The organism is Desulfofundulus thermobenzoicus, from assembly GCF_009428905.1.
Classification (GTDB): domain Bacteria; phylum Bacillota; class Desulfotomaculia; order Desulfotomaculales; family Desulfovirgulaceae; genus Desulfofundulus_A; species Desulfofundulus_A thermobenzoicus.
Genome location: NZ_WHYR01000020.1, coordinates 40,253 through 62,372 on the forward strand (window position 1 = coordinate 40,253; position 22,120 = coordinate 62,372).

At 52.1% G+C, this 22,120-nt stretch carries 30 protein-coding genes, 1 tRNA gene and 1 pseudogene; 9 read left to right on the forward strand and 23 right to left on the reverse strand.

Annotated features, from left to right (window positions below; genetic code table 11):
- The first annotated feature begins 131 nt into the window (after positions 1 to 131).
- Positions 132 to 362 (forward strand): type II toxin-antitoxin system HicB family antitoxin, encoded by a 231-nt coding sequence (locus tag GFC01_RS08835; protein WP_152946357.1) that lies wholly within the window; start codon positions 132 to 134, stop codon positions 360 to 362.
- Here the strand turns inward: GFC01_RS08835 and GFC01_RS08840 are convergent.
- The 6 genes and pseudogenes from GFC01_RS08840 to GFC01_RS08865 all read right to left on the reverse strand — a co-directional run.
- Positions 326 to 436: pseudogene (locus GFC01_RS08840) on the reverse strand (MBL fold metallo-hydrolase); the annotation flags it as partial. The gene GFC01_RS08835 and the pseudogene GFC01_RS08840 overlap by 37 nt on opposite strands.
- Positions 433 to 1,185, reverse strand: a complete 753-nt coding sequence (locus tag GFC01_RS19985; RefSeq protein WP_341473855.1) for a 4Fe-4S double cluster binding domain-containing protein — start codon at positions 1,183 to 1,185, stop codon at positions 433 to 435. The pseudogene GFC01_RS08840 and the gene GFC01_RS19985, both read right to left, overlap by 4 nt.
- Positions 1,186 to 1,188: 3 nt before the next feature.
- Complete coding sequence (locus tag GFC01_RS08850; RefSeq protein WP_152946361.1) at positions 1,189 to 1,746, reverse strand: flavin reductase family protein; 558 nt, start codon at positions 1,744 to 1,746, stop codon at positions 1,189 to 1,191.
- A gap of 54 nt (positions 1,747 to 1,800) precedes the next feature.
- The gene (locus GFC01_RS08855; RefSeq protein ID WP_152946363.1) at positions 1,801 to 2,436 is read right to left on the reverse strand and encodes an alpha/beta hydrolase; all 636 of its coding nucleotides are present in this window, start codon (positions 2,434 to 2,436) and stop codon (positions 1,801 to 1,803) included.
- A gap of 420 nt (positions 2,437 to 2,856) precedes the next feature.
- On the reverse strand, positions 2,857 to 3,657 hold the full coding sequence (locus tag GFC01_RS08860; RefSeq protein WP_152946366.1) for a class I SAM-dependent methyltransferase: 801 nt from the start codon (positions 3,655 to 3,657) through the stop codon (positions 2,857 to 2,859).
- An 882-nt stretch (positions 3,658 to 4,539) separates the two neighbouring features.
- On the reverse strand, positions 4,540 to 5,094 hold the full coding sequence (locus tag GFC01_RS08865; protein ID WP_194174879.1) for an integrase core domain-containing protein: 555 nt from the start codon (positions 5,092 to 5,094) through the stop codon (positions 4,540 to 4,542).
- Positions 5,095 to 5,463: 369 nt separating this feature from the next.
- Here GFC01_RS08865 and GFC01_RS08870 point away from each other — a divergent pair, with 369 nt between their 5' ends.
- Complete coding sequence (locus tag GFC01_RS08870; protein WP_152946369.1) at positions 5,464 to 5,952, forward strand: general stress protein; 489 nt, start codon at positions 5,464 to 5,466, stop codon at positions 5,950 to 5,952.
- 50 nt (positions 5,953 to 6,002) lie between these two features.
- Here GFC01_RS08870 and GFC01_RS08875 read toward each other — a convergent pair whose 3' ends face one another.
- Positions 6,003 to 6,965, reverse strand: a complete 963-nt coding sequence (locus GFC01_RS08875; RefSeq protein ID WP_341473856.1) for a TIM barrel protein — start codon at positions 6,963 to 6,965, stop codon at positions 6,003 to 6,005.
- A gap of 140 nt (positions 6,966 to 7,105) precedes the next feature.
- On the opposite strand from GFC01_RS08875, the gene GFC01_RS08880 reads away from it, so the two are divergent.
- The 4 genes from GFC01_RS08880 (at position 7,106) to GFC01_RS08895 (ending at position 10,341) form a co-directional block, all read left to right on the forward strand.
- The gene (locus GFC01_RS08880; RefSeq protein ID WP_152946371.1) at positions 7,106 to 8,746 is read left to right on the forward strand and encodes an ABC transporter substrate-binding protein; all 1,641 of its coding nucleotides are present in this window, start codon (positions 7,106 to 7,108) and stop codon (positions 8,744 to 8,746) included.
- A gap of 97 nt (positions 8,747 to 8,843) precedes the next feature.
- Complete coding sequence (locus GFC01_RS08885) at positions 8,844 to 9,575, forward strand: hypothetical protein (protein ID WP_152946373.1); 732 nt, start codon at positions 8,844 to 8,846, stop codon at positions 9,573 to 9,575.
- 158 nt (positions 9,576 to 9,733) lie between these two features.
- Positions 9,734 to 9,973, forward strand: a complete 240-nt coding sequence (locus GFC01_RS08890) for a hypothetical protein (RefSeq protein WP_341473857.1) — start codon at positions 9,734 to 9,736, stop codon at positions 9,971 to 9,973.
- Positions 9,974 to 10,265: 292 nt separating this feature from the next.
- Positions 10,266 to 10,341 (forward strand) — tRNA-Ala (locus GFC01_RS08895).
- On the opposite strand, the gene GFC01_RS19990 is transcribed toward GFC01_RS08895, so the two are convergent.
- The 8 genes from GFC01_RS19990 to GFC01_RS08935 all read right to left on the reverse strand — a co-directional run bounded on the left by GFC01_RS19990 (position 10,305) and on the right by GFC01_RS08935 (position 15,364).
- Entirely contained in the window at positions 10,305 to 10,625 is a 321-nt protein-coding gene (locus GFC01_RS19990; RefSeq protein ID WP_152946375.1) for a site-specific integrase, read from the reverse strand. The genes GFC01_RS08895 and GFC01_RS19990 overlap by 37 nt on opposite strands.
- A gap of 53 nt (positions 10,626 to 10,678) precedes the next feature.
- Complete coding sequence (locus GFC01_RS08905; protein ID WP_341473858.1) at positions 10,679 to 11,206, reverse strand: flavodoxin family protein; 528 nt, start codon at positions 11,204 to 11,206, stop codon at positions 10,679 to 10,681.
- A complete protein-coding gene (locus GFC01_RS08910; protein ID WP_279233456.1) occupies positions 11,190 to 11,474 on the reverse strand; it encodes a DUF1284 domain-containing protein in 285 nt (94 codons plus the stop codon). Before GFC01_RS08910 ends, GFC01_RS08905 begins: the two co-directional genes overlap by 17 nt.
- Positions 11,475 to 11,608: 134 nt before the next feature.
- On the reverse strand, positions 11,609 to 12,439 hold the full coding sequence (locus GFC01_RS08915) for a radical SAM protein (protein WP_152946378.1): 831 nt from the start codon (positions 12,437 to 12,439) through the stop codon (positions 11,609 to 11,611).
- 89 nt (positions 12,440 to 12,528) lie between these two features.
- Positions 12,529 to 13,893, reverse strand: a complete 1,365-nt coding sequence (locus tag GFC01_RS08920; protein ID WP_243137384.1) for a stalk domain-containing protein — start codon at positions 13,891 to 13,893, stop codon at positions 12,529 to 12,531.
- Between the two features lie 79 nt (positions 13,894 to 13,972).
- Positions 13,973 to 14,110 (reverse strand): hypothetical protein, encoded by a 138-nt coding sequence (locus GFC01_RS08925; RefSeq protein WP_152946380.1) that lies wholly within the window; start codon positions 14,108 to 14,110, stop codon positions 13,973 to 13,975.
- A 466-nt stretch (positions 14,111 to 14,576) separates the two neighbouring features.
- Positions 14,577 to 14,939 carry a hypothetical protein gene (locus GFC01_RS08930; RefSeq protein ID WP_152946383.1) on the reverse strand — a complete coding sequence of 121 codons (363 nt, stop codon included), beginning with the start codon at positions 14,937 to 14,939 and terminating at the stop codon, positions 14,577 to 14,579.
- 128 nt (positions 14,940 to 15,067) lie between these two features.
- Positions 15,068 to 15,364 (reverse strand): HD-GYP domain-containing protein, encoded by a 297-nt coding sequence (locus GFC01_RS08935; RefSeq protein ID WP_152946385.1) that lies wholly within the window; start codon positions 15,362 to 15,364, stop codon positions 15,068 to 15,070.
- A gap of 189 nt (positions 15,365 to 15,553) precedes the next feature.
- Here GFC01_RS08935 and GFC01_RS08940 point away from each other — a divergent pair, with 189 nt between their 5' ends.
- Positions 15,554 to 16,183: a Fis family transcriptional regulator gene (locus tag GFC01_RS08940; protein ID WP_152946387.1), complete on the forward strand. Its 630-nt coding sequence runs from the start codon at positions 15,554 to 15,556 to the stop codon at positions 16,181 to 16,183.
- Between the two features lie 129 nt (positions 16,184 to 16,312).
- Here the strand turns inward: GFC01_RS08940 and GFC01_RS08945 are convergent, their stop codons facing one another.
- The 5 genes from GFC01_RS08945 to GFC01_RS19745 form a co-directional block, all read right to left on the reverse strand.
- Complete coding sequence (locus GFC01_RS08945) at positions 16,313 to 16,519, reverse strand: hypothetical protein (protein WP_194174880.1); 207 nt, start codon at positions 16,517 to 16,519, stop codon at positions 16,313 to 16,315.
- Between the two features lie 274 nt (positions 16,520 to 16,793).
- On the reverse strand, positions 16,794 to 17,525 hold the full coding sequence (locus GFC01_RS08950) for a hypothetical protein (protein ID WP_152946392.1): 732 nt from the start codon (positions 17,523 to 17,525) through the stop codon (positions 16,794 to 16,796).
- A 79-nt stretch (positions 17,526 to 17,604) separates the two neighbouring features.
- Complete coding sequence (locus GFC01_RS08955; RefSeq protein ID WP_207707599.1) at positions 17,605 to 17,898, reverse strand: hypothetical protein; 294 nt, start codon at positions 17,896 to 17,898, stop codon at positions 17,605 to 17,607.
- Positions 17,899 to 17,918: 20 nt separating this feature from the next.
- Positions 17,919 to 18,260: a hypothetical protein gene (locus GFC01_RS08960; protein WP_152946394.1), complete on the reverse strand. Its 342-nt coding sequence runs from the start codon at positions 18,258 to 18,260 to the stop codon at positions 17,919 to 17,921.
- An 84-nt stretch (positions 18,261 to 18,344) separates the two neighbouring features.
- Positions 18,345 to 18,473, reverse strand: coding sequence for a hypothetical protein (locus GFC01_RS19745; RefSeq protein ID WP_279233454.1), 129 nt, complete (start codon positions 18,471 to 18,473; stop codon positions 18,345 to 18,347).
- A 128-nt stretch (positions 18,474 to 18,601) separates the two neighbouring features.
- On the opposite strand from GFC01_RS19745, the gene GFC01_RS08965 reads away from it, so the two are divergent.
- The gene (locus GFC01_RS08965; RefSeq protein WP_152946396.1) at positions 18,602 to 19,723 is read left to right on the forward strand and encodes an AAA family ATPase; all 1,122 of its coding nucleotides are present in this window, start codon (positions 18,602 to 18,604) and stop codon (positions 19,721 to 19,723) included.
- Positions 19,724 to 19,823: 100 nt separating this feature from the next.
- Here GFC01_RS08965 and GFC01_RS08970 read toward each other — a convergent pair whose 3' ends face one another.
- Positions 19,824 to 20,270 (reverse strand): PIN domain-containing protein, encoded by a 447-nt coding sequence (locus tag GFC01_RS08970; RefSeq protein WP_152946398.1) that lies wholly within the window; start codon positions 20,268 to 20,270, stop codon positions 19,824 to 19,826.
- Positions 20,271 to 20,376: 106 nt separating this feature from the next.
- Complete coding sequence (locus GFC01_RS08975) at positions 20,377 to 20,550, reverse strand: hypothetical protein (RefSeq protein ID WP_152946400.1); 174 nt, start codon at positions 20,548 to 20,550, stop codon at positions 20,377 to 20,379.
- Between the two features lie 284 nt (positions 20,551 to 20,834).
- Between GFC01_RS08975 and GFC01_RS08980 the strand changes: the two genes are divergently transcribed.
- The gene (locus tag GFC01_RS08980; RefSeq protein ID WP_152946402.1) at positions 20,835 to 21,422 is read left to right on the forward strand and encodes a DJ-1/PfpI family protein; all 588 of its coding nucleotides are present in this window, start codon (positions 20,835 to 20,837) and stop codon (positions 21,420 to 21,422) included.
- 181 nt (positions 21,423 to 21,603) lie between these two features.
- Here GFC01_RS08980 and GFC01_RS08985 read toward each other — a convergent pair whose 3' ends face one another.
- Positions 21,604 to 22,014 carry a type II toxin-antitoxin system VapC family toxin gene (locus tag GFC01_RS08985; protein WP_152946404.1) on the reverse strand — a complete coding sequence of 137 codons (411 nt, stop codon included), beginning with the start codon at positions 22,012 to 22,014 and terminating at the stop codon, positions 21,604 to 21,606.
- Positions 22,015 to 22,120: the final 106 nt, after the last annotated feature.

A 22,120-nucleotide genomic window follows, 5' to 3' on the forward strand; every position in this document is an offset into this window, starting at 1 on the left:
GCTTGTCCCGTGGATCGAGCGGGGCGTCGCCCGTCAGGGCGACACAAGTGTATAAATAAAAATGCGCGTGATCAAATAAAGCCTTTTCTTGTGGTATAATTAGCTCAAGAATGATCAGGTGGTGAAGATAGTTGATTTATAAACTGCCCGTGACAATCAAACTGTACGACAGGGAGTACATCGCCCGCTGCGAGCCGTTAAGGGCCACCGCCACGGGGGACACCCCGGATGAAGCGTTAAATAATTTAAGAGAAGCCTTAGACGAAATGATAAAGGAATTCGGCAGGAAAGCGGTGTTTCAAGACATCAGCCCCGAAGTTGACGTGATATGGTCTTCATGGGGGTGGGTTGCCACCAGGTAATCAACCTTGTTGACCCCGTGCTGCTTGAGATAAGACACCACTGCCGGGCCGTCGTCGTTGTTCCCGGCGTCTACACGGGCGCTTTAACTGTTCTTCTATTGCTGTAAGGACATACGGCAAGGCATTTTCCGCATGTGCGAACCCCTTTGTTTACTGCCACGTAATTGCGGTACTCCTCGCACTTTTCCACATCTAGCCGCGCCGAGCGCGGTTCGGCCGGGTTAAAATCCCGCCCTTTTATTGCCCCCGCCGGGCAAGCTTCCACGCATTTCGCGCAACCGCGGCAACCTTTTTCCATGGGCTTGCCCGCGGGCAGGGGAGCATCGGTCAGTACGGTACCCCAGCGGACCCGCGGGCCGTCCCGGGGGGTGATGAGAAGGCAGCTTTTGCCGATCCACCCCATTCCGGACAGGTGAGCAGCCAGTTTGTGGGAAAATACCCCGGCAAAATGCCTGCCGGGGACGCGCAGAGAAGCCGCCACCGGCATGGCGCGGTACCCTGCGCCCTCTATTTCACGGGCCAGGTTAAAAGTAAGCTGATCCAGCATCAAGTTGCATACATGGTACACGTAGCGGTCGTAGGTTACCAGAACGCCGGGATCAGTCTCAGCCACGGCCAACATTTCCACCAGACCCACGGGCATGGCTATACCCACCGATACGGCCGCGGGAAAGGAAGCCGGTATATCTCCTCCCTGCTCACGGATGAACCCGGTTGCAGGAGCGAGATCCGCCACCCCGAAATAACCGGCGCCACCATTTTGCGCTATTCCCTTTAATTTTGCCAGTAATTCCATAATATTTTGCTCCACCGGCACTTTCATTTTTCATTTTTTAAGCCTGGCGAAACCCATATCAGCCAGATGTCTGGTCACTGCCCAGTACTGCCCGGCCACAAAGGCCACCGGCTCAATCTTCTGCACGTTTATGCGGCCCTTTTCGTCCAGCACAGCCTCGTCCACATGCACGGCCAGAACTTCGCTGATAAACATGTCGTGTGATCCAAGGGATATGATTTGATTTACACGGCACTCGATGTTAACCGGGCACTCGGCAATCAGAGGGGCCTCTACTTTGGTAGCCGGCCGGGGAGTGAGGCCGGTCAGGGTGAATTTGTCCTCATCCCGGCCGGAAACCATCCCGCACAGATCCATTTCCTTAACCCGATCAGCTCCGGGAATGTTCAGGACAAACTCCCTGGTTTTGGTTAAAATACCGTGGGAGTAAGTTTGCGGACGTAAACTTACGCTTAACATGGGTGGCGAGGAGCAAACAGTGCCCACCCACGCCAGTGTGATAATGTTGGGCCGTCCCTCGGAAATGGTGGTGACTAATACACTGGGTACGGGAAATAAAGCGGTGGAAGGCTTTTGAACTTTTTTCATCCTGGAGAACCCCCTCATTTATGTTATTTTTTAAAAAAATGGTACCACCCTTTATCATCTAAATGCTAATACCCGGGCGAAAAAGTCAGCCACCATATCCCCAACTTTAGCCTCATATCCCCACCAAAAATGATCAGCCCCGGGAATCAGCTCAACAATCTTTGGTTCGGCCATACCGGCAGTTTCCTTTAAGACCGAGGAAGGGGGAATTATATTATCTTCCGCCCCAGTAACAATCAACTTTGGTTTGGTGCATTCCTTGAGCACGTTGGCAGGGATAACCGGGGAAACGGCCGCGATGGCCCGAACTACATCATTGGTGTTACCAACTGCCAGGGCCACCATTCCCCCGAAGGAATAACCCATGATGCCGATCCGGGACGGGTCGATTTCTTCCTGGTTTACGAGCAATAAAAGGGCCGCCTGCGCGTCTTCCTGTTCCCCGATTCCGTTAGCAAAGCAACCCTGGCTGCGGCCCACACCGCGAAAGTTGAAACGCAGGCTGGCTATTCCATTACTGGTCAAAGCCCGGCTAACGGCGAGGATGATGTTGTTATTCATATTGCCACCGTAGAGGGGATGGGGGTGACACAGCACTACTCCGGGAAAGGGACCAGGAACAGCCGGCAGGTCCAGGAAAGCTTCCAGGACCAGACCGGAACCGGGCAGATCAATTTGTATTTTTCTCATACGGTCACTTCCCTGTACACGCAAAATACCCGCAAAAAACAAAACGACCTTCTGAGGCTTAATCAAAACGAAGGGAAACCCTCTGCACCGTTCTTAGAACGGCTGTTTTGCGCATCTTACAACACCCCCGCACCAAAGGCATTTACCTGATTTTTTCTACTTTCCGGAGCGGGTTCCTGCTTTGGAGCCGAGATCCAATAAAAACATCTCCCTTTCGCCAATTTGCACTGAGTTCAATTGAACCACTTCCAGGAAAATGTGTCAAGGAAAAACCCTGTCGAACGGTGACGAATCGACAGGGTTTTTCTCGGGGAGGAGGTCACTTGAGCATTCCTGCTCCTAAGTTGAGTTTAACAGATAAGGGGAGAAACTGCCTGGCCTCACCCTGTTCTTATGTTTGGAATTGGTTTGTGCCAGGGCCTACTCTACTTTAAGCAGGTTAATCATCCGTTTGACTCTATTCCCTCTTTTCTGTGATATAAAGACGATAGAGTTATAGCGATAGTATTTCAGAGGCGGAGTAACTAAGTACTCAGAATAACTTTGGTCAACGTCAGTAATTTCATGAGGCTGGTAAAAAATATGAGCATCGATGCGGAGAGTCTCAAACCCGTATTTGTCTACAAGAGAGCAAATATCATCTCCCCAATCTGTATATACCAATATCCCTTGTTTCCTTAGCGGATCTCCATGATATACTTCTGGCAAGCCTCTTCTGCTTTTTGTTGGTCTACCTTCGTGTAAAGGTACTGTAAAAATATGATAACCTCCCTCTCTCAGTACACGGTAGATCTCGAAAAAAGCTTTACCTGGGTTTGCAACATGCTCAAACACATCTTGTGTAATTACCAGATCAAAACTGCTATCACCAAATGTTAGATTTTCCAGATCATTACATAGTATGCCATTTTTATATTCACCTGGCTTCACATCATCGAAATACTCAAAACAAACATAACGAGGCAACTTCTTCAGTAGATTATAAATTGGCCCTACTGCTTGGGCTTCAAGGATGTTGATACCCGATAATTCCCCAACACATTCCGAAAGAGACGCTGTCTTACCCAAAATAACCTCTATGACTGCCTTCGCAGTATCGGAGTTCCTTAGCGAAGCACCGCAAATATTGCATCGGGCCTCTCGAAATAACGTTATGCCTTCTTCTAAGCAAAAATCAGATTTAGCACCACAAATAAAACATCTATCATGAACTACTCTCAACCGAAACACCTCTTACTTAAGTTTTATCACTATTAGTGTGACCTGCAAAATTCAAAAATTAAGGCTTTCGCAAAGGGGTCAAATCAAGTTCACCCCGGGCTGACCCCCTAAGATTGGACAATTAGTCCTTCTCGCTCACGATTTTGGCGAATTTCAATTCAGGGCGGCGGCCTTGACTGCCACCCCGCACGTGGTTAATCAAAACCACCGACGGGACGGCTCCGGGGAACATGCTATGGACAAGAGGCAAGCCCCGTCGGCTATCCATTGTACCACGTGCGGGGTCCCCGGCCGTCAAGGCTACCCGGCGGCGCCACTTTGATTAAGGTTAACCTCAAGGGCTCACCAGGAACATGTCAATAAGGGGAGCGGTAATTATTCTCGTTATGTCAACCCCTTGACAACTTAACTCATATAACTACATTACTCGGTATTTACTTGAAAGATTAACTTGGCTGACAGATGACTATAAAAGAAAAGTTCACCTTATATTTGAAAACCGAAGTAATACATCTTATGACCACTTAAATAATTATGTTCAACAGTTATTGAAAGATCCTATGTGTCAAATAAGGAAGGACATAACAGGTTCTAAACAAAAGTCAAAGCAAAAACCTTCAGACGGGTTGACCCCCTAAGATTGGACAATTAGTCCTTCTCGCTCACGATTTTGGCGAATTTCAATTCAGGGCGGCGGCCTTGACTGCCACCCCGCACGTGGTTAATCAAAAACACCGACGGGGCGGCTCCGGGGAACATGCTATGGACAGAGGCAAGCCCCGTCGGCTATCCATTGTACCACGTGCGGGGTCCCCGGCCGTCAAGGCTACCCGGCGGCGCCGCCCGGAAAACCCTCAAGGGCTCACCAAGGAACATGCCTTTTTAAAGCCTTACGGGCTTCAGGTGCCTTTGATTTCTCATCAAAAGCTGATAACATTCCGCCGGTGCCAGGTAGTGGGTAGCAGAATGAATACGGACGTTGTTATAATGCCAGATGAAACCGGTCACTGTCTCGTAAGCTTCTGCGTAACTGGAAAATTCGTGCCTGGAAAGGCATTCTTCCTCTAAAATCGAATGAAAGGACTCGATATGGGCATTTAAATTAGGCGTCTTAAAGGGTATTCTTTCGTGCTCCATGCTCAGTTCCCGGCACGTTATATCAAAGAGGTTGCTGATGAACTGCGGCCCGTTATCAGACCTGATTACAGGCTTCTCTGCCGCCGTAAACAACTGCCGTTTAAAAAGTGCCCTTTTAAGGGTAGCCACGGCATCTTTAGCTTCGCAGCACAGCCCAATATGGTAGTCCACAATGCAGCGGTCATAAACGTCAATGACGGGCATTATGAAGAAAAAGCGGTCTTCACCGGCAATATAACCGTATTTAATGTCCACCTCCCATAGCTGGTTAGAAGCAGTCACCAACCGACCGACGGGCAAAAACTGTGGGTGAACACCGGCCGCCGGCGCCAGGCGGCATAAATGAGCAACCCCGCAATCTGGTCCAAACTGTTTCTACCTCCAGCCCGGCGTACTGCACGGCGGCCAGCCGCCCGCCTTTGGCGTAGTCGGTCATGTGGGTGAGACCGGCTTACTGGGCGACCGCCTGCCCCCCGACGGGCTTAAATAAATTAGTGGCACGGCCAGATTTTCGTGGCCGTGCCACCGGCTTAGTTTTGCCTTTGATTTATCCGATTTAATGTGATAAACCGGCGGTTTTAAATCCATAAATTACCTGGCATAGAAAAGTAAAACAAAAGACATGCTAGAAGGTGAATGAGGCCTACACTATTTCGAGGAGGTTACAGCATGGCCAAAACTGTACTGGGTACTTTCAGTTCACGGGAATCCGCCGAGCGGGCGGTAGCGGAGTTGAGGAACAAGGGGTTTGATCGCGACATCTCCATCGTGGCCAAAGAGGATACCGTCCGGACTGACCGCCGCAACCAGTATAACGCACCCACCATGGGCGGTGACCCGGTAAGCGACGGCACAACCACCGGCGGCGTACTGGGCGGCCTGGCCGGACTGGTGGCCGGAGCCGGAGCCCTGGCCATCCCGGGTATCGGGCCCATCGTCGCGGCCGGACCCATCGCCGGATTACTCTCCGGCGCGGCCACCGGAGGCATTGCCGGGGGCCTGATCGACTGGGGCATTCCCGCGGAACGGGGGCGCTATTACGAAGAAAAGGTAAAACAGGGTAACATTCTGGTTTCCGTACGCTGCGATGACAATAAGGCCAATGACGCCGCCACGGTGTTGCGGCAATTCGGTGCCCAGGATGTGGAATCCCATTAAAGTTTGGCCATAAAAACAGGCGGAGGGTGGACCGGCCACCCTCTGTCTTTTTAACGGGAAAATTGTTGTTTTAATTGTTGATATATGGTTTTGTAAACCAGGGCGTCCTCAGCCTGCCGGTCATAGGATTCGCAGATAATGGTGGCGCCCACATTCCTTTCCACCAGCAACCGGGCCAGCAGGGTAAAGTCGGGCCCAAAACCTTCATCCAGCAGGGTGCGGTGTCTTTTCTCCCCTTTGCCGGTAAACTCGATGGGACTGAAATGGACATGCAGGTGCCCCAACGCCGCCCGGCCCAACCGGCTCTCCAGCAAATCCAGTATGCGGGCAAAATCCTCCACGGTGGTCAGGCTGCCCCCACCGGCCGCATGCAGATGGGCGAAGTCCACCGCCGGCACTACCCGGGAACTGACGGTACACAGGTCCAGCACTTCCGGCAGGTTACCCAGTTGCGCCGGCTTGCCCGCCGTCTCCGGGGCCACCCGGACGTCCCCGTAACCCCTTTCTGCCGCCTCGTCCAGAATTTCTTTCAAGAGATCCATTGCCCTTTTCAGTGTGGCCACCCTGTCTTCCCCACCGCCGGTGCCGGGATGAAAGACCACCGGAGAGGCCCCCATCCAGTGGGCGGCTTCAATGGACTTTAACAGGTGCATCCTTGTTTTTTCCCGGTAGCCCGCATCCGCTGTCCCCAGGGTAATATAATAGGGCGCGTGCATACTCAAAGCCACGCCGTTTTCCCTGGCCAACTCCCCCAATTTGCGGGCAGTATCTTCTTTTATATGCACTCCCCGCACAGATTGATACTCATAGGCATCCAGCCCCTGGGCTTTCAGCCAGGCGGGCATGTCCAGGGAACTTTTATGTCCCTGGGCCTGAAAGGATGGCGGATTCCCCGCCGGCCCAAAATGTACCCTCATGGATATACTCCTTTCGGCGTTTTCCCGGGCTGCCACTACTTTTTCCGCGTCCTCCCCCGCAACCCGAAAAATCCAGGTAGTCAGGTGCTTCGCCATTCCCCGCCCTTTTCCTGCCCGGGGAAGCAAAAAAAGATAAAGGGTTTTTGTTTATTATCTAGAGGATATTTCCAGTAAATGCAGTATTATACATTTAACCATTTTAACCATATATCTTCCGGAGCAAACGGGGGATAACCTTGCGCATCATCTATTTCTTCATCTCCGGGAAAAACGGAGGGATAGCTTTGCTCAGGCGAATGGCGTTTATTTTCACCCTGTCGGCCTGTCTGTGGTTTTTTTATATCCGGGGATTTGCGCCGGTAATGCCCACATCATGGCTGGCAGGAATAACCGGGGCAGAAAATAAAGGGTTCCTCGTTTATCTTCAACCGGACGAAGGCCATACCCTGGACCCGCTCCTGGCCGGTGATTATGCATCAAACCGCATTCTGGTAAACATCTATGAAGGGCTGGTCCGGTTGCAGGCCGGTTCCCCGGAACCGGAGCCCTGTCTGGCCACCCGCTGGGAGGTGTCCCGGGACGGGTTGGAATGGACCTTTTATCTGCGCTCCGGTGTAACTTTTCAAGACGGCACACCCTTTAATGCTGAAGCGGTGAAATTTAATTTCGAACGGATTGTGTCCGGCCAAAACAATTCACCTTACGCCAGCTTTGTCTTTGGCATGGTGCAAAGGGTGGAAGTGTTAAACCCCTCCACGGTACGCTTTACTTTAAAATATCCCTATTCCCCTTTTCTATATAATCTGGCCATGCCCGTGGCAGCCATGGTCAGCCCGGCAGCGGTAGCCAAATATAAAGACGATTTCTGGCAGCACCGGGCGGGAACCGGACCCTTTATCTTTAAGCAATGGGAAAAAAATAAGGAGATAATCCTGCAGGCAAATGCCGAATACTGGGGAGTCAAACCAGCCGTTCCGGGAGTAATATTCCGCACCATACCCGATGCGGCCACCAGAAAAAGTATGCTCCTTTCCGGGGCCGCCCATATCAGTGAGGGGATCAGCACTGCGGAAATACCCTCCCTGCAACAAAAGGGATTCCAGGTTGTCAGCACCCCGGGTCTGGACCTCAGCTATCTGGGTTTTTATACCAATAAGGGTCTTTTCCGCAACCGGGCACTAAGGGAGATAGCCTGCCAGGCATGCGATCCCCGGGCACTGGCTGAGGAATTGTTTCCAGGTGAAGTGATAACGGCCGCCGGCCCCCTTCCCCCCCGGGTGCTGGCCTCCGATCAGACCCCGGAAAGACCACAGCCCAACCCGGAAAAGGCCCGCCGGGATCTGATTTCTGCCGGGTACGGTCAGGGCCTGCCCATTACCCTGCTGGCCTACAGCAATGCCCGGCCTTATAATCCGGCCGGGGGCGAAAAGTTGGCCCGTGTTCTGGCGGAACAATTGAACCGAGCCGGCTTTCAATGTGCCATCAAGGTTTATCCCTGGGAAGATTTTAAAAAGGCATTGCTGCGCCAGGAGGGAGATGCCTTTATTTACGGTTGGACCGGTGATAACGGCGATCCGGATAATTTTTTGTACACCCTCTTTTCTTCGGCACAAATAAACAGTGGCCTGAACGCCACCCGTTATCGCAACCAGGAGGTGGATACATTGCTGCAGACCGCCCGGCGTACCGCCGACGATAACCTGCGCTCCCGGATTTACAGGGACGTGCTTCTGCAAGTGCATCAGGACGTACCCATGGTATTCCTGCACCATAGTGTAAAAACACTGGTAACAGCGGGCAACATCCAGGGAACCGGCCTGCAGGGACCCCAGAGGGCACCCTACCTGGGCCGTATTCAAATAATTAAAAATGAATAATCTGAATGGCAATTCCTATATATTCCAGTTATAAACTTTTCAACGGGGTACCATACTATGGCATGGAAGAAGACTATAGTTTTAAGGAGGTCATTTCATGCACCAGATCCATCAACAAATCCAGCGGTTGCGGGACGAAGTGAACGGTATTATGCAAATGGCCAGCCAGCTCCAGCAGTCGGAACAGAGCAACTCCGCCCAGCTGCAGCAATTGCAGCAGAGGGAGATCAACGCCTCCCAGCAATTGCAGCGCATCTCATTTATGGCCGGTCGTTTGAACCAGGAGATCAATCAGCTCAGCAGCCTGGCCCAGCAACTAAGCACCACCATGGGACAAACCCAGTTCGGCGGCCAGTTCGGACAGGCGGGCTGGAGCGGTGGCGTAAGCCAGCCCGGTTTTACCGGCTACGCCCAGGCTTACCAGCCGGGGTACCAGACCAGTCAACAATTTGGCGGAGCGCGTTACGATATATCCGGAACCACCGCCGGTTATACCAGCGGACAATTTGGCGCCCAGTACCAGCCCGGCAACATCCAGGGCTATGCCGGACAATGGGGTAACACCGGGCAGTTCGGCGGCAACCAGCCGGGACAGTGGGGCGGTCAATTTAGCGGCACCCAAACGGGACAATGGGGCACCCAGTTGAGCGGACAGGCCGGATTGGGCGGTCAGTTGAGCGGACAAAGCGGACAATGGGGCAGTCAAATGGCCCTTTCGCCCGGTCAATTTGGCGGGCAATTCAGCCAGGGCGGATTCCGGGGTAGCATTTCCGACCAGGGTCAATATACGCCAAACTATAGCCTGGGAACGATCCCGAACACCTTCTAAGTTTGCCCTGAAACAAAAGTGAACCATTCCGGGGGGGGGTGAGCAAGCCCCCCCAAACTATTACAAAAATGGGTGCAATTAGACATTATCCACCCCTTAACAAAATTTCCCCGGGTATTTATAATTAACCCAGGGTATTTTTAAGGGGGGTGTATCAAGTGGTCAAGATGCTGCGGGATGGGGCTTCGTACAATCACCGGGAAGTGGTGGACCTGCTGGTGGAATTTTCTTCTTTTAAAGACCGCGTACAAAAGAAATTTAAAGAACTGGCCAGGGAACTGGACGGCAAGAATAATGAACACGAACTCTGGGTGAATCTTTACCTGATATCCACCGATTATGCTGAAGAGCAAAATATCAGGAAGCAAAAGCAGGAGACAATGCAAAAGGTTTCATAATAACCGACGGTCTGCCCCATTAAGAGGGCAGTTTTTTTGAGCCGGCCATTCCGTGAGAGTAAAAATGATTTTTTTAATCATGGAAAATCTCTTCGCCAGAGGAAAAATCACCACAAACTGGTTGGCCGTTCCTATAGGTTTAACCATGGGCGCCACCTGGCTCTCACTGGCCGGTTACGCCGTTTATACCTATGTTAAACCGGAATCTAAACGGCAGCGCTAAAAGGTTTACGGCAATCGGCTTAACCTCTTGTAACCGGAGCGTTTTCGTGATATAATGCAAATTGCACGTGGGGGCATAGCTCAGCTGGGAGAGCGCTAGAATCGCACTCTAGAGGTCGTGGGTTCGAGTCCCATTGCCTCCACCAGGAAAATCAAGGCTTGCAGGGTTCGGTGAGGCCGTCAAAAAGCTTTTTGCCCACCGTTTGCCCACAGGCCTTTTTTCACGCCTTTTTAGCGATTTCCTTCTCGTGGAAATATTTCGTTCTCGCGGTTTCTGACCCGCCCTCCAGGATGCACCTTCCTGCATTCCGGGCAATACGTGCGCGTATGTTTTTAAAGTGAATGCTACGCTGGAATGCCCCAACCGCTCGGAAACCACTTTTACATTTTCCCCTTTGGATAATAGCAACGTGGTGTGGGTATGCCGCAAGTCAGGACATCTTCCCTACCGACAACGTTTCGTTCCAGTGCCCACCGTAGTTTTTACCCTACCAGTTCCTTGCCTAGACGGAAGGCTTCTTCGAGCAATGCGTTGTTGCTTTTGACCGTGTTGAGGTCATTCATCCCGTTACCTCCGGCTATTCCCTTGACTTGCATACCGAGAATCCTTCCCAGCCGCTGAACAAGCCCATGTATCATCTCCCGGTCATCCCCACCCCCCTGGGAATAAACCATAACGAATTTCTTTCCCGGAGGGAATATGCTGTTCAAGCCGGGCCTCAAGAAGGCGAAAAGGCGATCCATGAACAGCTTGGTCTGGGCAGTGACGTAGCCCATATAGATCGGCGAGCCCAGCACGATTCCATCGGCTTCAAGCAAGGCCCGGTAAATTTGAACCATATCGTCCCCCTGCCGGCAACGGCCGTGCTCCACCGCTCCGGTATAAGTTTTTATGCCTGTGCTTGCCGTCCGCTCCCTTTCCCGACACCACGATAAAGTGACCCACCGCCCTGGCTGTAGCAGTCCTTCACGATGTAAGTAGTTCACGTCAAGATCACGGCAGTCTTCCACCAAGCCTTTGCTCGCAGAAAACCGCCAGCCACTCTTTGGGCGTTTCCATCACTTTGGCCTTTATTTCCTCCCAGAGCACCTTCGACCCAACTTCGTCACCAAGGTATGCGGCCGTTTCCGCATCCATTCTCCTGATTTCTGCATCCATCCCAGACTTGGCGACGCATTTTTCTCCTTGGAGCGTCGGGCTAGCCCGGCAGATGTCGTCATTGCCTTCAACTACCTCTATCTCTTCTCCCTCCGTAGCCCTGCGCATTACGTTTTCCAGGTTTTCGACAAATTACCGACTGAATCCCTCACCCCGGTAGAAGTGCAGGCAAATCAAGTAGTGACCCCTCAACCTGATCATATTAGCCGCCCCACCTTACTGGTCTATAATTTTGGGGCTATGCACCTACGGTTTTAATTAACCCTTAAATCGTAGCCGTATTCCTGCGAAAGGGTCGCCAACTCTTCTGATAGTGTACGTAAGTACCCGCGGGGGTCGGAAAGGTATTGTTCCAAGTGTTTCAGCGCCCAGGGAAGCATTGTCTGGTAAGCAACTTTTAAACGATACACGGAAGCAGGATAGGGGTTCAACGAATCAAGGTAGACTTCCTTAACCCCGGCTCCTCTCAGGCCAGATATGAGTTTTCCCAGCATCCCGGGAGCGTCGCTCACTCCCGGAAGAACAGGCGCAATAAAGGCCCATACGTATAAACCTTCGCCAGCGAGCCTTTGCGCGGCCCGAAGGCGTGCCGACGGCGGGGCGGCCCCGGGTTCTAACACGGAGGCTATTTTGTCATCAGAGGTGGTCACCGTAAAACCAACGGAGCAATTTTTCAGCTTCTTGAGTATATCAACGTCCCGCACCACAAGGTCGGATTTTGTGAGCAGGTCAATCTCCGCGTTTGGCCACTCCTCCGCAAAGATCTCCAGGGAACTCCTGGTAAGGCCGAATTCGGCCTCAGCGGGCTGGTAGGCGTCTGTAACGGTACCAAAGATAATCCTGCCCGAAAGGCTTCTTTTCCGCTTTAATTCTCGCCTCAAAACCTCCGGGAAGTTGACTTTAGCGGCCACGAATTCGCCCCATTTCCCGGAGTGGCCGGAAAAACGAAGCACCGTGTCCGCATAGCAGTAACGGCACCCGTGGGAGCAACCGACATAAGGGTTCAGGCAGTAGCGGTAGCCAGGAATGCCGGTCCTGCTGAGGGCCGTTTTGCAGTAGGTTGGGTTTATCGACATCTTGGACATTTCGACGTGGCTCCGTTCCTTATTAGTCTCCGAAAGTTTTATGTTGTTTTCACCGGGCGACTTTCTTACTTTTCGAATCGCCCTTTTTATTACTCCGGTACCGGCAGCTTTTCCACTTCATAGCTCACCTGATTCCCGTTTACGCGGCAACGCAGGTAGTGATAATAGCCGCCAGATTCCGGTGGAGCATACAAATTTGCGCCGGCACCTGCAGTGATAAAGTACGGTACTCCCTGTACGTCCATCCGGTTGAACATGTGTATGTGGCCGGAGAAAACAGCGTCCACATGATAATTAGCAACCATTCGCATAAATTCAACAGCAACTCCCGGCTCTCCCCAGCTGGTTCCGTGTCCATCAGGCAAATTGGAAACGGTATCCGGGCCTCCGGAACGAAAAGGGGATACCGGCGGCTTATGGCCAAAAATAAAGATGTGCCGGCTTCGCAGGCAGGCATCGGCCAGGTCCTGGCGAAGCCATTCCCACTGTTGGCTACCTGGTTTCAGTTCAGCCTCCTTCGGCCCGTCCCCATTCTGCCACGCCGTATCCAAAACGATAAAATGTGAATTTTGATAGTTAAAGGAATAATAACTTCTCCCCTGCACCGGCAGTTTGTCAACAAAGACCTGAAGAAAGTTGCCTTCCCCGTTTCCCGCCCGACCACTGGATTCTGCCCCTCTAATCAATTCATGGTTACCGATCACCGGATACCATGGTGACTGCAATTTAACAAGGTATTCTCTAAATGCCAACAGGTTTTCGACCGGCCCGCCCTGATCGACGCCGTCTCCCAGGTAAACCACCAGGGCAGGGTTGTCCTGATTAATCCGTTCCACGGCTTCCGCCAATACCCGATTGCCCCGCCAATTCTCCCTTCCTGGTAATATCTTTGAATCACCTAGTACATCGAAGACAAAAGAATCTTTTTTGTTGACAGTTTCTGACGCGGATTTATTCCCGGTTGTTCTTGTGGTTGCCGGCGCTTCAGGCAACTGACCAGGCGGCCCTATCATTACGGCCTGCCGGCCGCCGTCCCAGCCCACCTCGTAACTGAACGCTTCGGCCACGAACCTGGCGGGAAGGTAAGTGCGGCCTTCCCTAATCACCGGGGCTACATCCATCTCCCCGGGCCGACTGTCCAAGTACAGGGTTTTACTTCCTACCTTCATCTGGACCAGCGTGCCGCCCAGCTCCAGGCTGACCGTGCCTGTTTCGCCAACCCACACCACGTCGCTCTCCGCCACTCCCAAGGCGCAGGCCAGATACCTCACCGGCACGAAGGCGCGGCCGCCTTTAACGAAGGGTACCGCGTCCATTTGTTTTGCCTGGCCGTCCACGGTATATCCTTTCTGTCCGACGACGAATACGGCCTTGTGGCCCGGTGCGGCCAGAGCGGGAGAGGTGAAAGTCAGAATTAACATCAGAAAGGCCAACAGGGTGGTTGTTTTGCGCATTCCGAAACACCCCGCACCACAGGTATTTCCTGATTTTTTCTACTTCCCGGCGCGGGTTCCTGCCCTGGAATGGAAAAAGTTATTTTCCTGTTACCGCCGTTTCAGGGCCGTGCTTCCCCACCACAAATACGGCCCTGTGGGCCGGCGCGGCCAGGGCGGGCAGGGCGAAGGTCATAATTGCCAATAGGAAGGCCGACAGAAAGGCTGTTTTACGCATCTTACCATACCCCGCAATACAGGCATTTACCTGATTTTTTCTACTTTCCGGCGCAGGTTCCTGCCCTCAGAAACGAGAGAATGACGGAACCGGCGACCAGAAAGAACCAGGACACCACCAACGGAACATCACGATGGCGTGATAATATAGTGATTCGTGCCAGGCCAACATTTGGATGGCCAGGCGGTTTGGACCCTGGTATTTCAACATCTCGGACAACCACCCGGGCAGACCCGGGCGGCGAAGGATGAGTGCGTGCATTTGCAAAACCACCTTTCTTGGATGTAGCTTGTCATAAAAAGAAAAAGCCGGGTATCCCGGAAAAAAGGGATTACTCGGCGGCCGGTACGTCATGTTTTGCAGATTGATTCGGTTACCAGCATGTGCTTGAAAATGAATATAAAAAATCCGGGCACCTGGCCCGGTTTGTCTATTAGCGCCCAATTCCATTTTATGTGTAATATGTCTACATTTGTTGGTAATACTGGCTGTGGGGATTTGATACCGCCCCGCTTATTCCCTGTAACGCGCCGGCTATTTCGTTGATGTGTTGCTGCATCCTACTTAAAACGTATGAAGCCATGCTTATGCGTTCATGAATGGCCCGGTTCAAATGTTGTGTGTTATTGGCAATTTGACCGGCAATGTTTCTGGCATTTTGAGCCGATGCAAGAGCGCCCTGCATGTTCCCATGGTTGATGTTATAGATAATTTCATCACATACCGAAATCAGCTCGTTAGAAGCAGCCGCCGCCGTATTAGAAGCGTTTATCAGCAATTGACCCTGACGTGCAGCATGCTGAATGAATGGATTGGTTTCATGGTGCATTTATTATACCCCCCTTTATATTTAACATTATTATGAAATACAATAACGTTTTTATGCTTATTAAAAATTGTTTATATAGTAAATTATTATCTTTGCAACAGAAATTCCGCCAAGAAGCTATCCATTAATCACCCTCCCCACAGCAGCAAGCTTAATCCCGCCAGCACATTATCCACATCACCCGAAAACCCCTGCCTTTCCAATTCCACCAACGCCTCCGCCCGGGTAAAACTCTTGTCCCGGTAAGGCCGGTGCTCTAAAAGTGCCGTATAAACTTCCACCGCCGCCACGATGAGGGACAGCGGGCGTATATCCCCTTTTTTTAGCCCGTTCGGGTAGCCGTAGCCGTCGGCCCGTTCGTGGTGTTCGCGCACAATACGGCATAACAAATCAGGCGCATCCGGCCAGTGCTTGCGATCGACCATAAGAACTCTCACCGCTTGCCAGCCTTTTTGGAAATTTTTCACCGTTTATTCACAGATTCGCAACAAATTGCAGTTATACTTGAAAATAGAGATGACCGAAAGGAGGTGTCCGCCCGATATGTAGGCACCTGTGCTCTGTAGTAAAGAATAAACGCAACCGTAATGACACAATTCAGGAGGTGTTCGGTAATGAAAAAGAAAATTGTGATCGCCCTGGCAGCTCTGGCACTGGTGACACTCTTTGTGGGAGCGGCCCTGGCGCAAACTTCCACCGCCGCGGATCAACCCAAGCCGCCCGCCTTCTTCCAGACCTTCCTGGAAAAATTGGCGGCCAACCTGGGCGTGGATCAAACCAGGCTGGTGGATGCCGTCAAACAAACCGAACTGCAGATGGTTGACGAAGCCGTCCAGCAGGGGAAGATGACTTCTGACCAGGCGCAAAAAATCAAGGACCGGATAGAACAGGGCAATTTCTTCCCGATGGGACCGTTCCACGGTCCTAAAGACGGCAAAGAAGCAGGAGAATTCGCGGGTAAACGGTTAGACGTGCTGGCTCAGGTTCTCGGTATGAGCGCCGACGAGCTCAAAACCGAGCTGCAGCAGGGCAAGAAGATTTCCGATATCGCCCAGGAAAAAGGGCTTACCATGGATCAGCTACACCAGAGGCTCCTTGATGCTAAAATCCAGGCTATCCAACAGGCGGTGAAGGACGGCAAGATGACCCAGGACAAGGCCGACAAGCTGATCCAGCGGCTGCAAAACGCGCCGCAGGGCAGAGACTTCGGGCAATTTGGCCCGCCTGCGTCCAACGCTCAGTAGATCGCCATTCCGGCACATCCCTTTCTTGGAATTTTAGCGGCCTGCTCCGGAAAAAGAGCGGGCCGCTCTGTTTTCGTTCAACAATAAAAAGCAGGACACCCCCGAAAAAGGTGCCCGGCCCGCAGAAAACTACCTATCTACCGGCCCGAACAAACCAAGCAATGCATCGAACTGCACGCCCCGCCCCGCCATCCTCCCGGCCGTCCTACGGTCCAACTCCCCGCACAGAACCAGCCTGCACAGCGCCCCCAGCCGCACCTGGGGGTCGGGATCGTCCACCAGAAAGAGCGCCAGGTATCCCGGACACCCCGGGTGGCGCACCGCGTGCCAGCGCATCTTAGGGTTTTCGGAGATTGCCAAGGAAGCGAGTTTTTGCAGAACAGCGCCGTCCGATTCCATCGGTTCGAAGCCCTCCCCTGCATTACTACGAACCAGTATTCAATAAATCCTTCCTTTTGTCATCACCCAACCAATCCCCATACGGCGGTGCATTTCTGCCGGAAATCAACTTTATTATGGAACCAGCTGCACAGACGAACGGTATCCATCGTGAGAAACCGACCATATGACAGATTGCAGGTTCCAGGGAGTGGTTCCGTTCGCTGCCACGTCACGCGCTTTGCCGGCGACTGACGAAAACCCTGGCCTTCTGCCACAGGTTGGGCGTGGAGCCGCTACTCATTTCTTTGACGTAGCAGGATTCGCCGATGAAGCCGGGGGAACTGAAGCCGTCGTTTTTGACGCAATCGATTTCTCCAGAGCCAACACTGGGAAATGTTGTTGGAAGTTGCCACGCCCTCACCTGTTCCCCCGGGATATCCTGTACCGTCACGTCCAGCGGCCGATCCCGGATGGCGCTGGACAGGGGCCAGATCGGCTTTGTGTAATAAGTCGTCCCCGGCACAAGCACATCTTTCAACAGATTCTCGTTGTAGTCCATGGAGATCAAGTAGTAGCCGCTGTCATACGGAATCTGGAACCCGAGGAGAAAATTCTTGATATCCTGCAGGTTTTGCGACCGGTACGGGTTGTTCAGGTTCGCGTCGCTCACCGCCGGGTAGCCGAAGGACTCGTACACGCCCACATATTTGTCGAACACGTCCACCGGGTATAGGCTTCCCACCCACACAGCTCCGTCCGTGCCCAGTTCATTGCCGTTGTAATTGATGAAAAAGTCTTCGTACTGGCCCCGGGAGTAGGTGTTTATGCCATTGGCGGCGTAGGCGGCGGGGGGTTGGTGATCTTCAGGTCTTATCCAGTCCGCAGCTAACACTGGCTGTACTATTCCAAAAACAAACATTACCAGCAAAACGAAAACTGAAACCGCTTTCCGCAATGACATCCTCCCCTTTCCTTGCAATTTTCCCATAAAAAAGGAAAGTGCCGGGGCTTCCGGTGCTTTCCCTGGATATGTTGGGTTGTCAGCGAATAGCTAAGGTTACAATGGTGCCGATAAACCCGGCGATTACCGTGATTACCGCCCCTATTGTCCAGAATCTTAAACTAGATATTTCTTGTTTGACGTCTCCCATCTCCTGCCGCAATTCTGTTCTCAAACGGTCAATCCGCTCCGTAAATTTCTCGTCCAGGCGGTCGATCCGCTGAAGCAGGAAAAAGAATTCCTGCGACACCAGATGGCGCGGCGGTTCATTGCCGGGCGGTTGTTCGCTGGTGGCCGCCATCTCCCTGATCGCTTCTTCCGGCATGGCCATCACCTGCCTTTATCACCCCCATTTTACAATATTGCTAAGCAAGATACAACACTATAATGTGAGACCCTATGATTGATTTCGGTATAAGCCGTGCCCGCTTTTGCATCCAGATGCCCTCCGCCTTCTCCATCAACTATCGACAGCCCTGCGTGTGGTGCAAATAACAACCAGATATCCGATACAGTTCCGATGCCTACCATCGGTACGCCATTTTTTACGAAAAGGGGGTAGCTCAGTAAATCATTTGCTTCCCAGGCTTCATCAAGATGCTTCGTAAAATCATCCATAAACCCCTTGCAAACCCCGTTTTTCGAACCGACAGTCAATACCTTATAATCCTTTACATGACCATAGAAACCCCACACCCCCAGGTGCTCCCCGTCCCAGACCATGTTCCCCCGGGGCACACCGAAGGCTTCAGCCACGGGGATGAAGGGGACGTCCACGGTTTATTTGCTCTGCCCGATGACGAACACGGCCTTATGGGTGGGGCTGGCCAGGGCCGGAAGGGCGAAGGCCAGCAGGGCCAGAAGCAGGCCGGCTAACAGGATGGCTGGTTTGCGGGTTAGTTTACGCATGTTTACCACGCTCCTTTATGAAGTTTTCGCAGGTTAACGGCCCCGGCGGACCGATTTGTATTGATATATTACTTGATACGTAATATAATATTACATGAAAAGTAATATTGCTACTGGAGGTGTTTCTTTTGCCCGGCAAGCTGTTTCCCCTCGGCGGTCCCGTGCCGGAAAAAGACGTTGTAGACAGGGAAGAATTTTTGGCTTCCCTGCAAATTAGATTATCTGAAGGCCAGAGCATCATGCTGGCCGGCCCCCGCAGGATAGGCAAAACCTCTCTTGCCTATGAAGTGTTAAGACGTTTGAAGAAACAGGGGTTTTATACGGCTTCGATTGACTTTTTCCGGCTTTCAAATAAAAGGGAATTGGCCATTTCTCTAATTAACGCCTGCCTGGAAAACAGGACGGGGGTTCGCAAAACTTTCGACGCACTGAAAGATCGCGCCAAAACTATTGCCGGTATGGCTAAGTTGACCGTCAAACTGGAGGATCTTGAATTCAGCCTTAAATTCCTTGACGAAACGAACGATGATACGCTTCTCGATTACGCTTTGGATTTGCCGGAGGTTCTTGCTAAACGTGATCGGAAATCAATGGTGGTTTTGCTTGACGAATTTCAAGACGCATCCCGAATTGTTGACACAAATATTTACAAGAAAATGCGTTCCTACTTTCAGAACCAGGAGAATGTTTCTTACCTGTTCCTCGGCTCAAAGGAAGGCATGATGGAAACTTTGTTCAGCAACCGGCAAGAGGCTTTCTATCGCTTCGCTACAATTCTTCCCATCCCCCCTATTTCCGAAAGATCATGGGCAGACTACATTACGCAAAAGTTCAGCGAACGAAACATTAGAATCAACGCTGAAATTATCAAAGAAATCCTGCGAAAGACAGGTGGCCATCCTCATGACACCATGCTCGTTTGTTCGGAAACCTATTATGCGCTTCTTGAAGCGGAAAAGAGCGATGTTACTCCCGGCATCCTTCGTTTGGGATATGACCGGGCCTTACTGACTCTGGCCCAAGTTTACGATGAGATTTTAGACGAACTCAGTCAGCGTTTTCAAGTGCGTCATATTTTGAAACGTATAGCCGCCGGAAGTAATGTTTACGATAAAAAACTGAACCCGAACGAAACCAAAAGAATTATAGACTTTCTCGTTTCCAAAGCGATAATTGAAAAAACTGGGCGTGGCTCTTATAAGTTCACTGAACCGATGTTCCAGGAATATATCCTACGGGAGTTTTCGTGAACCGCTATGCGGTTATTTTCTATACCGGCCGCAGTCCGGGCACCAGAATCACCGGTAGCGCCAGGTAAACGACGAACAGGTAGAACCGGAACATTATGCTTTAACCATCTCCCTTCAGGAAAGACACCAGCTCTTGCAGAAAATCCCCGGGGGTACCGATGGCAAAGTTCACCTTTCCTTTCCAATCCCCGCTAAGGAAATGCTTATCCAGGCTCAACAGCCAATCTACCTTGCCGGATATGGCCGCCGCCGGTATGGGGGCGTCCTTCTCGTTTATCAGCGACCTGGCGTATTCCAGATCCTCATCGGTAGGATCTACAATTTTGAACGGCAGGACCTTGAACAGGGTGTAGTAGCTGTCCACACAGCCGGGCAGCTTTTTTTGGACGTTCCTCAGCACCTGGCCCACCACGTCTTCGGATATGCAGGGAACAATTATCCCCAGCTCGGCCAGGGCCAGCACCTCATGGGAACCGCCACTCATTGAGGCAAGGGCGGCTATAATTACACTGCTGTCCAGAAACACCTTAATCTGTCCTGTACTCATGACTGCCCTCTCTCAACTCGGCCAGCAGTTTTTCCAGGTCAATGCCGCTTTTGGCCATTTCCTTGCGGACGGAAGCTGGAATCCTCCCACTTCAGTGGAGGGAGGTTCAATAACGTACGTAACGGAAGGCCGGAAAAACCAGTTCCCCGGTGGAAATTACGTGGTAGCCGTGTTGCAAAAGGGCGTCGATGTGTTCCTGGAACAACCGGGGGGTAATTGCAAAAGGCCTATCAGGTGCCGGGTCGATATGGTGGTAGAGCAGCACGATCGCTTCGTCCATGTACGGTGCCCAGAGAAGATTTTCATTTTATATCTGGTTCCAAAGAACCAACCATCTTCAACAAATAATGGAGTTGTCTGGTTAAAAACCAGACAACTCCATAAAGGGATTAAACAAGGGCCGGCCATTGCCTGCAAGGGAAAAAATTGAAAATCCTCTTTTTGCCAGTGCCGTACCGCCCCGTATTTCCGCGGGCTGGTAAACAATAACTAAACCATTGCAGGAATTTAACGGTCCTTTGTGGTAATAAATAGATCAAACACTTATCAAAGGAGGTCCTTCCCATGGCCGTTAAAAAAATTCTCATGCTGGTAGGAGATTATGTGGAAGACTATGAAGCTATGGTGCCCTTCCAAATGCTAACCATGCTCGGCTATACCGTGGACGCGGTCTGCCCCGGCAAGAAAGCGGGGGAAACGGTACGCACGGCCATCCATGATTTCGAGGGTGATCAGACATACAGTGAAAAGCCGGGTCATAACTTCGCCCTTACCGCCACCTTCGATGAAGTCAAACCGGAAGATTATGCCGGACTGGTCATCCCCGGCGGCCGGGCTCCGGAATATCTGCGGTTGAATGAGCGGCTCCTGGATATGGTGCGTCATTTCTTTGAGACCAACAAACCGGTAGCCTCCATCTGCCACGGCCAGCAAATCCTGGTGGCCGCCGGCGTGCTGGAAGGCCGGCTGTGCACGGCCTATCCGGCGGTAAAACCCGATTGCCTCCGGGCCGGGGCTAAATGGGGGGAGGTTAACGAAACCTTCTCCAACGCCTGGGTGGACGGCAACCTGGTCACAGCCGCGGCCTGGCCAGGGCATCCCGAGTGGATGCGCAAATTTGCAGAGTTGCTGGGTGCCAGAATAGAAATCTGACAAATGATCACCGGGTTATGCTGTTATCCATAACCGGATGAATCTGTTTCCCACCTCCAGTGATGGAATCATTGCCCGGGTCTTCCTGAAAGAGGCAGGCCCGGGTATTTGAATGTTACCCGGGCATTATACCCACCCGCTTTTTGCTTATATGATCCGGGCGTATTTTTCTACATTTGCTTCAAAAATCCTTTTCCATTTTGTCAATTTTTTCTGGAAGCACTACCTCGACAGCAGGAAAATCTTTGATGTTCGCGGTGACAACCTTCAGGTTATTCAACTCGGCCGTGGCCGCGATAAGGCAGTCGGCCATTCCCAGAGTCCTGCCCTTCGCGGCCTGATCCCGACGGATTTCAGCGGCACGCCCGGCAACCTTGCGATCCATGGGTAGCATTTCCCACGATTCCAACAGCTTCTCGACGGCGGCTCTCGCTTTTTCAGTTCGGGCCCCATACAGGAGTTCATGGTAGACGATCACGCTGGTAGCCGCCAAACCGGACGCCACCGCCTGTTCCAGCCAGGTGTTTGCATCGGGATATAGCCTGCCGGTCAGGTGGTCGATCAAAACGCAGGTGTCTATCAGGTAGCCCATACCGGCGGTTCACCTTCTTCCCCGCGCACTCTCCGGACCCAGTCCGCCCCCGGAACTTCCGACCACTCCGGCGCGTCCTCCGGCCCAAGAGTCCCCCGGGTTTCCC

Bases quoted from the DNA above. Each gene is read 5' to 3' on its own strand.
- GFC01_RS19985 (WP_341473855.1), bottom strand. From the start codon at position 1,185: ATGAAAGTGCCGGTGGAGCAAAATATTATGGAATTACTGGCAAAATTA.
- GFC01_RS08850 (WP_152946361.1), bottom strand. From the start codon at position 1,746: ATGAAAAAAGTTCAAAAGCCTTCCACCGCTTTATTTCCCGTACCCAGT.
- GFC01_RS08855 (WP_152946363.1), bottom strand. From the start codon at position 2,436: ATGAGAAAAATACAAATTGATCTGCCCGGTTCCGGTCTGGTCCTGGAA.
- GFC01_RS08870 (WP_152946369.1), top strand. From the start codon at position 5,464: ATGGCCAAAACTGTACTGGGTACTTTCAGTTCACGGGAATCCGCCGAG.
- GFC01_RS08875 (WP_341473856.1), bottom strand. From the start codon at position 6,965: ATGGCGAAGCACCTGACTACCTGGATTTTTCGGGTTGCGGGGGAGGAC.
- GFC01_RS08885 (WP_152946373.1), top strand. From the start codon at position 8,844: ATGCACCAGATCCATCAACAAATCCAGCGGTTGCGGGACGAAGTGAAC.
- GFC01_RS08915 (WP_152946378.1), bottom strand. From the start codon at position 12,439: ATGTCCAAGATGTCGATAAACCCAACCTACTGCAAAACGGCCCTCAGC.
- GFC01_RS08920 (WP_243137384.1), bottom strand. From the start codon at position 13,893: ATGCGCAAAACAACCACCCTGTTGGCCTTTCTGATGTTAATTCTGACT.
- GFC01_RS08925 (WP_152946380.1), bottom strand. From the start codon at position 14,110: ATGCGTAAAACAGCCTTTCTGTCGGCCTTCCTATTGGCAATTATGACC.
- GFC01_RS08930 (WP_152946383.1), bottom strand. From the start codon at position 14,939: ATGCACCATGAAACCAATCCATTCATTCAGCATGCTGCACGTCAGGGT.
- GFC01_RS08935 (WP_152946385.1), bottom strand. From the start codon at position 15,364: ATGGTCGATCGCAAGCACTGGCCGGATGCGCCTGATTTGTTATGCCGT.
- GFC01_RS08940 (WP_152946387.1), top strand. From the start codon at position 15,554: ATGAAAAAGAAAATTGTGATCGCCCTGGCAGCTCTGGCACTGGTGACA.
- GFC01_RS08945 (WP_194174880.1), bottom strand. From the start codon at position 16,519: ATGCGCTGGCACGCGGTGCGCCACCCGGGGTGTCCGGGATACCTGGCG.
- GFC01_RS08950 (WP_152946392.1), bottom strand. From the start codon at position 17,525: ATGTCATTGCGGAAAGCGGTTTCAGTTTTCGTTTTGCTGGTAATGTTT.
- GFC01_RS19745 (WP_279233454.1), bottom strand. From the start codon at position 18,473: ATGCGTAAACTAACCCGCAAACCAGCCATCCTGTTAGCCGGCCTGCTT.
- GFC01_RS08970 (WP_152946398.1), bottom strand. From the start codon at position 20,270: ATGAGTACAGGACAGATTAAGGTGTTTCTGGACAGCAGTGTAATTATA.
- GFC01_RS08975 (WP_152946400.1), bottom strand. From the start codon at position 20,550: ATGGACGAAGCGATCGTGCTGCTCTACCACCATATCGACCCGGCACCT.
- GFC01_RS08980 (WP_152946402.1), top strand. From the start codon at position 20,835: ATGGCCGTTAAAAAAATTCTCATGCTGGTAGGAGATTATGTGGAAGAC.
- GFC01_RS08985 (WP_152946404.1), bottom strand. From the start codon at position 22,014: ATGGGCTACCTGATAGACACCTGCGTTTTGATCGACCACCTGACCGGC.